The organism is Microbacterium sp., assembly GCF_040394595.1.
GTDB lineage: Bacteria > Actinomycetota > Actinomycetes > Actinomycetales > Microbacteriaceae > Microbacterium.
Map to the genome: position 1 here is coordinate 24,325 of NZ_JBEBSA010000004.1, position 11,571 is coordinate 35,895.

At 71.6% G+C, this 11,571-nt stretch carries 8 protein-coding genes; 7 read left to right on the top strand and 1 reads right to left on the bottom strand.

What is annotated here, in order from left to right:
• Window positions 1–2: 2 nt before the first annotated feature.
• Window positions 3–1,436, bottom strand: a complete 1,434-nt coding sequence (locus tag ABWO84_RS06960) for a PucR family transcriptional regulator (protein ID WP_353113796.1) — start codon at window positions 1,434–1,436, stop codon at window positions 3–5.
• Between the two features lie 97 nt (window positions 1,437–1,533).
• Between ABWO84_RS06960 and gabT the strand changes: the two genes are divergently transcribed.
• The 7 genes from gabT (at window position 1,534) to poxB (ending at window position 11,557) form a co-directional block, all read left to right on the top strand.
• Window positions 1,534–2,889, top strand: a complete 1,356-nt coding sequence (gene gabT / locus ABWO84_RS06965) for a 4-aminobutyrate--2-oxoglutarate transaminase (protein ID WP_353113797.1) — start codon at window positions 1,534–1,536, stop codon at window positions 2,887–2,889.
• 77 nt (window positions 2,890–2,966) lie between these two features.
• Window positions 2,967–4,328 (top strand): flavin monoamine oxidase family protein, encoded by a 1,362-nt coding sequence (locus tag ABWO84_RS06970; protein WP_353113798.1) that lies wholly within the window; start codon window positions 2,967–2,969, stop codon window positions 4,326–4,328.
• Complete coding sequence (locus tag ABWO84_RS06975; RefSeq protein ID WP_353113799.1) at window positions 4,325–5,218, top strand: universal stress protein; 894 nt, start codon at window positions 4,325–4,327, stop codon at window positions 5,216–5,218. The genes ABWO84_RS06970 and ABWO84_RS06975 overlap by 4 nt, the downstream gene beginning before the upstream one ends.
• Window positions 5,215–6,777 (top strand): APC family permease, encoded by a 1,563-nt coding sequence (locus tag ABWO84_RS06980; RefSeq protein ID WP_353113800.1) that lies wholly within the window; start codon window positions 5,215–5,217, stop codon window positions 6,775–6,777. Before ABWO84_RS06975 ends, ABWO84_RS06980 begins: the two co-directional genes overlap by 4 nt.
• 25 nt (window positions 6,778–6,802) lie before the next feature.
• Complete coding sequence (locus ABWO84_RS06985) at window positions 6,803–8,278, top strand: NAD-dependent succinate-semialdehyde dehydrogenase (protein ID WP_353113801.1); 1,476 nt, start codon at window positions 6,803–6,805, stop codon at window positions 8,276–8,278.
• 12 nt (window positions 8,279–8,290) lie between these two features.
• The gene (locus ABWO84_RS06990) at window positions 8,291–9,655 is read left to right on the top strand and encodes an NAD-dependent succinate-semialdehyde dehydrogenase (RefSeq protein ID WP_353113802.1); all 1,365 of its coding nucleotides are present in this window, start codon (window positions 8,291–8,293) and stop codon (window positions 9,653–9,655) included.
• Window positions 9,656–9,832: 177 nt separating this feature from the next.
• The gene (gene poxB / locus ABWO84_RS06995; RefSeq protein WP_353113803.1) at window positions 9,833–11,557 is read left to right on the top strand and encodes a ubiquinone-dependent pyruvate dehydrogenase; all 1,725 of its coding nucleotides are present in this window, start codon (window positions 9,833–9,835) and stop codon (window positions 11,555–11,557) included.
• Window positions 11,558–11,571 lie beyond the last annotated feature (14 nt).

Here is an 11,571-nt window from a genome sequence, read left to right on the forward strand (position 1 = left end):
GCCTACTCCAGCGCCTGGAGCATCGTCCACAGCTCGGCGCGCGCCGGGAACGCCGCGAGGTCGGCGCCGAGCAGGGAGGACGCCTGCGCGATGCGCGCGCGGAGGGTGTGCCGGTGGATGCCGAGGGCGTCGGCGGCCTGCTCGATACGGGCGTCGTGCTCGAGCCACACCCGCAGGGTGTCGACGAGCCCCGGGTCGGCGGCACGCAAGGGAGCGAGCCGCGTCTCCGCAGCGAGGCGCGCGTCGTCGCCGCCCAGCAGATGCCGGATTCCGGATGCCGCGTACCGCTGCACTCCGGCCCCCGGGCGCCGCTCGGCGGCGAAGGCCTGTGCGCGGGCGCGCTCGACGCCGTCGTAGGGCACGCGCTCGGAGACGCCGACGCGTACGGCCAGCGCATCGGCGTACGCGTCCAGTGCCGCGGCGGCGGACGCGGGCAGCAGCATCACCACCCGGTCGTCGGACTCGGTGACCAGCGCCGCCGGCGCCCGCGTCGCCCACCACTGCGCGCTCGCCGCCGCGGGAGCATCGGCGACGGCGATCACCACGGGGGGCGAGGGAAGGGCGCGCACGCGCGCCGCGGCCGCCGCGGCGCCCCCGCGGAGCAGGGTCAGCACCTCGGCGTCGAGCAGGCGGCGCTGCCGGGAGAGCTGCTCGCCCTGCTCGAGGGCGAGACCGGCCATCGCGATCACCGAGGTCACGACGGTGCGCGCCTCGGGGTCGAGTGCGGCGGCGGCGATCCCGATCACACCGCGGAGCCGTCCGGTGCGGCCGAGGGTGAACAGCGTGTAGGCGGTGTCCTCGTGCTCGATCGTCTCGCTCGCGGTCGCCCCGCGTGCGAGGAGGGCGGCGGCGTGCGCCGCGAGCTCCCCGCCCGTCGCGGAGGCCGGGTGGGTGTGCACGAGGGCCCCGGCGGCGTCGAACATCGTCACCCCGGTCTGCAGCCGGCGGGAGAGCTCGGTGAGCGCGGCGTCGAGCCCGCGGAGCGCGGCGATCGCCAGGGCACGCTGCGCCTCCAGCGCCCAGGTCCGACGGGCGTAGGCGGCGGCGGCGATCGCCTCGGCGTGGGCGCGGGCGACGGCGATGAAGGGCGTGCCGTAGGGGACCTCGAAGAGCGGGATGCCGTGCGCCGCGCAGGCGTTCACGAGGTCGTCGGGCGGATCCTCGCGGTGCACGCCGGCGCCGAAGCCGAGGCCGAGCACCCCGCGGGCCGCGAGACGGGCGACATAGGGCGCGGCAGGGGTCGCCGCCAGCTGCGCGCCGGTGGTGAGCAGCACGAGGTCGTCGGCGAGGAACGGCGTCGGATCCGGGAGGTCGCTGCTGTGCACCCAGCGCAGCGGCCGGTCGAGCGAGTCGGGGGGAAGCCCCTCCGACAGCAGCCGCAGCTTCAGGCCCGGGCGGGACAGCAGCGCGCGGAGGGTGGGGACGGCGGCATCCATGGGATCACTCCAGCAATATACGAACAGGCGAATGTTCGCTCAAGATTGTACGATACGGCGAATGCCGTGGGAGGGTCCCGGTCGTAGCGTTGCAGCCATGACCCTCACCGACCCCCTCGCGCTGACCGCCGGCGGCCCGTCGCTCCCGCAGGAACGCCGCGTGCTCACCGCGCTGCCCGGCCCCCGTTCCGCCGAGATCCTCGCGCGCAAGTCCGACGCGGTCGCCGCCGGGGTCGCGCACACCGTCCCGGTGGCCGCCGTCGCCGCGGGCGGCGGGGTCGTGGTCGACGCCGACGGCAACTCCCTCATCGACCTCGGCAGCGGCATCGCCGTGACCACGGTCGGCAACGCGCACCCGAAGGTCGCCGCCGCGATCGCCGCGCAGGCGGTGCAGTTCACGCACACCTGTTTCATGATCTCGCCCTACGAGTCGTACGTCGACGTGGCCGAGGCGCTCAACCGCCTCACGCCCGGCGACTTCGCGAAGAAGAGCGCGCTCTTCAACTCGGGCGCAGAGGCCGTGGAGAACGCCGTCAAGATCGCCCGCAAGCACACCGGCCGCCAGGCCGTCGTCGCCCTCGACCACGGCTACCACGGCCGCACCAACCTCACGATGGCGCTGACCGCGAAGTCGATGCCCTACAAGAGCGGCTTCGGGCCGTTCGCCCCCGAGGTGTACCGCGTGCCCGGCTCGTACCCGTTCCGCGACGGGCTCTCCGGCGCCGAGGCGGCCGCCCGGGCGATCACCCTGATCGAGAAGCAGATCGGCGCGGACAACCTGGCGGCGGTCATCATCGAGCCCATCCAGGGCGAGGGCGGCTTCATCGTCCCCGCCGACGGCTTCCTCCCCGCCGTCGTCGACTGGTGCCGCGACAACGGCGTGGTCTTCATCGCCGACGAGGTGCAGACGGGATTCGCCCGCACCGGCGCGATGTTCGCGAGCGAGATCTTCGGGATCGAGCCCGACCTCATCACCACCGCCAAGGGCATCGCGGCGGGGCTCCCGCTCGCCGGCGTCACCGGCCGCGCGGAGATCATGGACTCCGCCCACGCGGGAGGTCTCGGCGGCACCTACGGCGGCAACCCGATCGCCTGCGCCGCGGCCATCGCCGCGATCGACGTCTTCGAGAACGACGGGATGCTCGAGCGCGCCGCGCAGATCGGCGGGATCCTCACCGCCCGCCTCGAGGCGATGCGCGCATCCGACCCGCGCATCGGCGACGTCCGCGGCCACGGCGCGATGGTCGCCGCCGAGTTCGTCGACCCCGCCACCGGGGCGCCGGACGCCGCGCTGACGGGCGCTGTCGCCAAGGCGGCGATCGCCCAGGGCGTCATCGTGCTCACCTGCGGGACGTTCGGCAACGTCATCCGCTTCCTCCCGCCCCTCGCGATCGGCGACGACCTGCTGAACGAGGGACTGGACATCGTCGCCGCGGCGCTCGCCGCGGCCTGAGACCACCGGCCGCGATCCGGGTCGGGGGATTCCGGGTCGCGGCCGGCACATCACACGAGGACTAAGGAGTCTGTGCAATGACGGACATCACTCGCGACGTGCTCATCGTGGGCGCGGGCGCCGCCGGGCTGACCGCGGCGAACGAGCTGCGCAAAGCCGGCCTCTCGGTCGCCGTGCTCGAGGCGCGCGACCGCGTCGGCGGACGGCTGTGGACCGACGACGTCGACGGCGCGATGCTGGAGATCGGCGGCCAGTGGGTCTCGCCCGACCAGCAGGCCCTCATCGACACGATCGCCGAGCTCGGGTTGGAGACGTTCTCCCGCTACCGGGAGGGCGACAGCGTGTACGTGGGCGCCGACGGGGTCGCGAAGCGCTTCACCGGGGAGATGTTCCCGGTGTCCGCCGCGACCGAGTCCGCGATCGCGGAGATCACCGAGCGCCTCGACGCGATGGTCGCCGAGATCGACCCCGACCGCCCCTGGGCGCACCCGCGGGCCGAGGAGTGGGACTCCGTCTCCTGGGACGCCTGGCTGCGCGCGCAGACCGACGACGACGAGGCGGTCCGCAACCTCGCCTTCGCCACGGGGTCGGCGATGCTCACCAAGCCCACCCACGCCTTCTCCCTGCTGCAGTCGCTGCTGATGGCCGCCTCCGCCGGCTCGTACTCGAACCTCGTCGACGCCGACTTCATCCTGGACAAGCGCGTCGTCGGCGGGCTGCAGCAGGTGCCGCTCCTGCTCGCCGAGCGCATCGGCGACGACCTGTACCTGAACAGCCCGGTCCGCACGCTGGAGTGGGGGGACGACGGCGTCGTCGCCCACGCCGACGGCGGGCTCACCGTGCGCGCCCGGCAGGCGATCCTCGCCCACGCCCCGGTGCTCTACAGCCGCATCTCCTTCGTGCCCGCCTTGCCGCGGCGCCAGCACCAGCTGCACCAGCACCTCTCGATGGGCTTCGTCATCAAGGTGCACGCCGTGTACGACCGTCCGTTCTGGCGCGAGCAGGGACTCTCCGGCACCGCCTTCAGCCCCTACGAGCTCTCTCACGAGGCCTACGACAACACCAACCACGGCGACGAGCGCGGCACCCTGGTCGGGTTCGTCTCGGATCGCAACGCCGACGGCGTGTTCGAGCTGTCCGCCGAGGAACGCCGCGAGCGCATCCTCGAGTCGCTCTCGCACTACTACGGCCCGGAGGCCAAGGACCCGGTCGTCTACTACGAGAGCGACTGGGGCAGTGAGGAGTGGACCAGGGGAGCCTACGCCGCGAGCTTCGACCTCGGCGGCCTGCACCGCTACGGCGCCGACCTGCGCACGGCCGTCGGTCCGATCCGCTTCGCCTGCAGCGACATGGCCGGGGCGGGCTACCAGCACGTCGACGGCGCGATCCGGATGGGACGCCTGGTCGCCGGGCAGATCGTGGAATCGGTCGGGTCATGACGGCCCCGATCGTCGTCGGGTACACCGCGACCGATGCGGGGGCCGAGGCCGCGGCGCTGGGCGCGCGGCTCGCGCGGGCGATCGGCGCGCACCTGCACCTCGTCATGGTGCTGCCCCGCGAGGGCACGCGGAGCGCCGCCGTGGCCCCCGAGCGCGCCTATGAGAACGTCATCCGCGCGCAGGGGCGGACCTGGCTCGACGAGGCGCTGCGCGCTCTCCCGGCGGACGCCCCGCGCAGCGGGCACGTGCGCTTCGCCGAGTCGTACGCCGAGGGCCTCATCGCCGCGGGCGAGGAGTTCGGCGCCGGGATGATCGTGATCGGCGCCGCCGGGGGCGGTCTGCTCGGCGCGCACCGTCTCGGCTCGGTGGCCTCGGAACTGCTGCACTCCTCGACGATCCCCGTCGTGCTGGCGCCCTCCGGCGCGGCGGACCGCTCCACGCCGATCACCCGCGTCACCGTCGCGGTGGGGACGCGCCCCGGCGCCGACGCCCTGCTCGACGAGGCGGTCGCACTGGCCGGAGCCGCCGGAGCCGACCTGCGGCTGGTGTCGCTGATGCCCCTCGATCTGCCGCCCGGCCTCGACACCGGGGCGATCGCGATCGCCGGGCAGGAACACGGCGCCGACGTGCTCGCCGCCGTGCGGGCCGCGCTGCCCGCCGGGATCTCCGCGCAGGTGGAGCGCGCATCCGGCGACAGCGTCGAGGACGCCGTCGCCCAGCTGGACTGGCAGCCCGGCGAGGTCGTCCTCGTCGGATCGAGCCGCCTGGCGCAACCGCGCCGCCTGTTCCTCGGATCGACGGCGGCGAAGATGCTGCACGTCCTGTCCGTGCCGATGATCGTCGTGCCGCGCACCCGCGCCGACGGCTCTCCTGGAGGAGAACACGCATGACCTCTGCACCACAGGCAACGGAGCCTGACGCCGGCGTGACCGGCGGGATCTCCCGCAAGGGCCTCAGCGTCGGGACCGTCGGCGTCCTCGGCGCCCTGGTGATGGGCGTCTCGTGCATCGCCCCCGCATACACCTACACCGCCGGCATCGGCGGGGCGGTGAACGCCGTCGGTTTCCAGGTGCCCGCGATCCTGCTGCTCGGCTTCATCCCGATGCTGCTCGTGGCCTTCGGCTACCGCGAGCTCAACAAGGCCATGCCCGACTCCGGGACCTCGTTCACCTGGGCGACCCGGGCCTTCGGCCCCTACGTCGGCTGGATGGCCGGCTGGGGGCTGATCGTCGCGACGATCCTGGTGCTGTCGAACCTCGCCGGCATCGCGGTGGACTTCCTCTTCCTGCTGGTCTCGCAGATCTCGGGCAACGAGACGATCGCCGAGATCACCAAGAACCCGTTCGTGAACGTCGCGGTGTGCCTCGCCTTCGTCGCCCTCGCCGCATGGGTGTCGTACCGTGACGTGTCGACCTCGCAGAAGATGCAGTACGGCCTCGTCGCCTTCCAGGTCGTGATCCTCGTGCTCTTCGCCGTGATGGCGATCGTCGAGACCGTGCAGGGCAACGCCTTCGAACCGCATATGCCCGAACTGGCATGGTTCAACCCGTTCGCGATCCAGGGCGGCCTGTCCATGATCGTGATGGGTCTGTCGGCGTCGGTGTTCATGTTCTGGGGCTGGGACGTCACCCTCACCATGAACGAGGAGGCGAAGGACCCCGAGCGCACTCCGGGACGCGCGGCCATGCTCACCGTGGTCTCGATCATCGCGATCTACCTGCTGCTCACCGTCAGCAGCCTGATGTACTCCGGAGTCGGCGACAAGGGTCTCGGGCTCAACAACGAGAAGATCGGCGGCAACGTCTTCTTCGCGCTGTCCGGTCCGGTGATGGGCGGCCTGGCGTTCCTGCTCTCGCTGGCGGTGCTGACCTCGTCGGCGTCGTCGCTCCAGTCGACCTTCATCTCCCCGGCCCGCACGCTGCTCGCGATGGGCCACTACGGCGCCGTGCCGAAGAGGTTCGGCGGGGTCAGCCCTCGGTTCTTCACACCGGGCTTCGCGACCATCGCCTCGGCCGTCGTCGCCGGCGGCTTCTACGCCGTGATGCGCTTCCTCAGCGAGGATGCGCTGTGGGACACGATCCTCGCCCTCGGCATGATGATCTGCTTCTACTACGGCATCACCGCGCTGTCGTGCGTGTGGTACTTCCGGCACCAGTGGTTCGACTCGGGCAAGGACTTCTTCTTCAAGTTCGCCAGCCCTCTCGTCGGAGGCATCATCCTGCTGGTGCTCTTCGTGATCACCGCGGTGGACAGCCTCGCGCCCGACTACGGGTCGATCGCCATCGGCGCCGACGCGAACGGCGAGGGCGGCATCGGCATCGTGTTCTTCATCGGCGTCGGCCTGCTCGTCTTCGGCGCGGCGCTGATGCTCGTCCAGCGTTTCCTCTCTCCCGCCTTCTTCCAGGGGAAGACGCTGAGCATGGACGCTCCGCCCAGCGTTCGCCGCTGAAATCCTTCGACAGAAAAGAGAAACCATGAGCACTGCACTCGCACAGAACGAGCAGGACCTGCTTGACCGGGTCCGCACAGGTCTCTACATCGGCGGCGAATGGGTCGAGGCCGAGGAGGGACGCGCCTTCGATGTGCGCGACCCGGCCACCGGCGCCGTCATCCGCACGATCGCCGACGCCTCACCGGCGGATGGCGGGCGCGCCCTCGACGCCGCGGTCGCCGCGCAGGACGCCTGGGCCGCCACCGCCCCGCGCACCCGCAGCGACATCCTCCGCCGTGCCTTCGACCTCGTGCAGCAGCACAAGGAGGACCTCGCGCTGCTGATGACCCTCGAGATGGGCAAGCCTCTCGCCGAGGCTCGGGGAGAGGTCGTCTACGGCGGCGAGTTCCTGCGCTGGTTCAGCGAGGAGGCGGTGCGGATCTCCGGGCGCTACGGCCTCAACCCCGAGGGCACCGGGCGGATGGTCGTCTCGCAGCGCCCGGTCGGCCCGTCGTTCTTCATCACCCCGTGGAACTTCCCCTTCGCGATGGCCACCCGCAAGATCGCGCCGGCGCTCGCTGCGGGGTGCACCGTGGTGATCAAGCCCCCGGCACTGACCCCCCTGACCACGATCTTCTTCACGCAGCTGCTCGAGGAGGCGGGCGTGCCCGCCGGCGTCGTCAACGTCGTGCAGACCTCGCGCTCGGGTGCGCTGTCCGGTCCGATCATCGCCGACCCGCGGCTGCGCAAGCTGTCGTTCACCGGCTCGACCGAGGTGGGGCGGCGCCTCATCGCCCAGGCCGCCGAGGGCGTGCTGCGCGTCTCGATGGAGCTGGGCGGCAACGCGCCGTTCGTCGTGTTCGACGATGCCGACCTCGACAAGGCGGTCGACGGTGCGATGGCGGCGAAGTTCCGCAACATCGGGCAGGCGTGCACCGCGGCGAACCGCTTCATCGTGCACCAGGACGTCGCGGAGGAGTTCGCCGACCGGGTCGCCGAGCGCGTCAGGGCGATGAAGATCGGCCGCGGCACCGAGGACGGCGTCGCGATCGGCCCGCTGATCGACGACGACGCGGTCGCGAAGGCCGGGGAGCTCGTGCAGGACGCCGTCAGCCGCGGAGCCCGCGTGCTCGCCGGCGGCAACGCGATCGACGGGGAGGGCAGCTTCTACGAGCCGACCGTCATCACCGAGGTCGCGGCCGGCAGCGACATCCTGCGCGAGGAGATCTTCGGACCGGTGCTCGCGATCGCGACCTTCGCCGACGAGGCCGAGGCCGTGCGTCTCGCGAACGACACCGAGTACGGCCTGGTGTCCTACGTGTTCACCGAGGACCTCGCCCGCGGACACCGGATGATCGATGCGCTGGAGACCGGCATGATGGGCCTGAACGTCGGGGTCGTGTCCAACGCCGCGGCACCGTTCGGCGGTGTCAAGCAGTCGGGCGTCGGCCGCGAGGGCGGGTTCGAGGGCATCCACGAGTATCTGTCCACGAAGTACACCCTGATCCCCGCCGACTGAACGGAGTAGAAGATGACCGAGTACAACGTCGTGAATCCGGCGACGGGCCAGACCCTCGCCTCTTTCGAGTCGCTCACCGATGCGCAGGTCGATGAGGCGGTGGACGCCGCCGCCGCGGCGCACCGCACCTGGGGGCGTACCTCGACCGTCGCCGAGCGCGCCGAGCTGCTGCGCCGCGCGGCCGGCCTGCACCGCGAGCGGCGGGAGGAGCTCGCCGACATCTTCGTGCGCGAGATGGGCAAGCCCCGCGAGGCCGCGCTCGGCGAGGTGGACTTCGCCGCGGATATCGCGGAGTACTACGCGGACCACGCCGAGGACATCATGGCCGATCGGCCGATCGACATCCTCGGGGACGGCACCGCGATCATCCGCCGTTCGTCCCTCGGGCCGCTGCTGGGCATCATGCCCTGGAACTTCCCGGCCTACCAGATCGTCCGCTTCGCGGCGCCGAACCTCGTCGTCGGCAACACGATCCTGCTGAAGCCGGCCCCGCAGTGCCCGGAGTCGTCGACCGCGATCGCGGAGATCTACCGCGACGCGGGCTTCCCCGACGGCGCGTACCAGAACGTGCTGATCAGCAACGACCAGGCCGCGACCGTGATCGCCGATCCGCGCGTGCAGGGCGTGTCGCTCACCGGATCCGAGCGCGCGGGCGCCGCGGTCGCCGAAGTCGCCGGCCGCAACCTGAAGAAGGTCGCGCTCGAGCTGGGAGGCTCCGACCCGTTCATCGTGCTCTCGACCGACGACCTCGACGCCACCGTCCAGGCCGGTGTCGACGCCCGCCTCGACAACAACGGGCAGTCCTGCAACGGCGCGAAGCGCTTCATCGTCGCCGACGGCCTCTACGAGGAGTTCACCGCGAAGTTCGTCGCGGCGATGTCGGCGGTCGAGGCGACCGACCCGATGCAGGAGGACACCGTGCTCGGCCCGCTGTCCTCCGCCGCGGCGGCGGAACGGCTGCAGGCGCAGATCGACGGCGCGGTGGCGCAGGGAGCGACCCTCCTTACCGGCGGCACCCGCGACGGCGCGTTCTTCGCCCCGACCGTGCTCGCCGACGTGACACCGGAGATGGACGTCTACCGTGAGGAGCTCTTCGGGCCTGCCGCGGTCGTCTACCGGGTGGCCGACGAGGACGCCGCGGTGCGGCTCGCCAACGACACGTCCTTCGGCCTGGGGTCGTACCTCTTCACGACGGATGCGGCGCAGGCGGATCGTGTCGCCGACCGCATCGAGGCCGGCATGGTCTACGTCAACCTCGTGCTGGCGGACAGCCCGGAGCTGCCCTTCGGGGGCGTCAAGCGCAGCGGCACCTCGCGTGAGCTGGGCTACCTCGCCGCCGACGAGTTCGTGAACAAGAAGCTCATCCGCAAGGCCTGAGTACTCAGCCGTCCACGAGCGCGTCGGCCGCGACGCCGAGGGGTCGCGGGGCGGGTCGTCCGATCGTCCGGACGCCGCCCCCGCGGCCCCTCGTGCACGCCCGGGATGCCGAGGCGGCCCCGCATGCCGCGTCCCGGAGTAGCCTCGAAGTGTCCTGTCCCTTCACGAGAGGCCGTCATGACCACCGTCGCCGAGAACATCGTCCAGACCCTCCGTGCGAACGGGGTGAACCGCGTCTACGGGATACCGGGGGACTCCCTCAACGGCTTCACGGACGCGCTCCGCAGAGACGGGACGATCCGCTGGGTGCATGTGCGTCACGAGGAGTCGGCGGCCTTCGCCGCCGCGGCCGACGCGGCCACCACCGGTGAGCTCGCCGTCGTCGCCGGATCCTGCGGTCCGGGCAACCTCCATCTGATCAACGGTCTGTTCGACGCGCAGCGTTCCCGCGTGCCCGTGCTCGCGATCGCCGCGCACATCCCCACGAGCGAGATCGGCACCGGGTACTTCCAGGAGACGCATCCGCAGGAGCTGTTCCGGGAGTGCAGCGTGTACGTCGAGTACGTCGCCGACCCGAGCCAGATGCCGCGCACCCTCGAGATCGCGATGCGCGCCGCGATCGAGGAGCGCGGGGTCGCCGTGATCGTGATCCCCGGCGATGTCGCGCTCGCCGAGGCGCAGGACGCCCGCGCGACCGTCATCCGTCGTGCCGCCCCCGTGGTCGTCCCGAGCCCCGCGGAGCTGGAGAAGGCCGCGGAGCTGCTCAACGGCTGCGACCGGGTCACCATCCTCGCCGGAGCCGGCGTCGAGGGGGCGCACGACGAGGTGATCGACCTCGCCGACCGGCTGGGGGCGCCGATCGTGCACGCGCTGCGCGGCAAGGAGTTCATCGAGTACGACAACCCGTTCGACGTCGGGATGACCGGCCTGCTCGGCTTCGCATCCGGCTACCGGGCGATGGAGGATGCCGAGACGCTGCTCATGCTCGGCACCGACTTCCCGTACACGCAGTTCTATCCCGACGGGGTCACGACGATCCAGGTGGACATCCGCGGATCGCAGCTCGGCAAGAGGCATCCGGTCGATCTCGGGCTGGTCGGCGACGTGAAGGCGACGGTCGACGCGCTGCTCCCGAGGCTGGCGCGCAAGGAGGACCGCACCCATCTCGACGACGCCACGGCCCACTACCGCAAGACCCGCGCGAAGCTCGACGAACTGGCGGTGCCGTCGCGGGGCAAGGCGCCGATCCACCCGCAGTACCTCGCGCGGCTGCTCGACGAGGCCGCCGCAGACGATGCGATCTTCACCGCGGACGTCGGCTCGCCCACGGTGTGGGCCGCCCGCTACCTCTCGATGTCCGAGGGGAGGCGGCTGGTCGGCTCCTTCACGCACGGCTCGATGGCCAATGCGCTGCTGCACGGGATCGGCGCGCAGGTCGCGCATCCCGACCGTCAGGTGGTCGCGCTCGCCGGCGACGGCGGGCTGTCGATGATGCTGGGCGAGCTGATCACGCTCACCCAGAACAGGCTGCCGGTGAAGACGATCGTGGTGAACAACTCCTCGCTGAACTTCGTCGAGCTGGAGATGAAGGCGGCCGGTTTCGTCACCTACGGCACCGACCTCGAGAACCCCGACTTCGCGGCCGTCGCGCAGGCGCTGGGGATCTTCGCGCGGCGGGTGGAGCGTAGCGAGGATCTCCCCGACGCAGTGCGGGAGGTGCTCGCGCACGACGGCCCGGCCCTGCTCGACGTGGTCACCGAGCGCCAGGAGCTCTCGATGCCGCCGGCGATCACCGCCGAGCAGGTGAAGGGCTTCGCGCTGTACGCCATCCGCACGGTGATGTCCGGTCGCGGAGACGAGCTCCTCGACCTCGCGAAGGCCAACTGGCGTCAGCTGTTCTGAGGGCGGGGCGTTTC

What these genes read in the sequence shown, in the direction of transcription:
- ABWO84_RS06985 (WP_353113801.1), top strand. Translation starts at nt 6,803, where the DNA reads ATGAGCACTGCACTCGCACAGAACGAGCAGGACCTGCTTGACCGGGTC.
- ABWO84_RS06980 (WP_353113800.1), top strand. Translation starts at nt 5,215, where the DNA reads ATGACCTCTGCACCACAGGCAACGGAGCCTGACGCCGGCGTGACCGGC.
- ABWO84_RS06960 (WP_353113796.1), bottom strand. Translation starts at nt 1,436, where the DNA reads ATGGATGCCGCCGTCCCCACCCTCCGCGCGCTGCTGTCCCGCCCGGGC.
- ABWO84_RS06970 (WP_353113798.1), top strand. Translation starts at nt 2,967, where the DNA reads ATGACGGACATCACTCGCGACGTGCTCATCGTGGGCGCGGGCGCCGCC.
- gabT (WP_353113797.1), top strand. Translation starts at nt 1,534, where the DNA reads ATGACCCTCACCGACCCCCTCGCGCTGACCGCCGGCGGCCCGTCGCTC.
- ABWO84_RS06990 (WP_353113802.1), top strand. Translation starts at nt 8,291, where the DNA reads ATGACCGAGTACAACGTCGTGAATCCGGCGACGGGCCAGACCCTCGCC.
- ABWO84_RS06975 (WP_353113799.1), top strand. Translation starts at nt 4,325, where the DNA reads ATGACGGCCCCGATCGTCGTCGGGTACACCGCGACCGATGCGGGGGCC.
- poxB (WP_353113803.1), top strand. Translation starts at nt 9,833, where the DNA reads ATGACCACCGTCGCCGAGAACATCGTCCAGACCCTCCGTGCGAACGGG.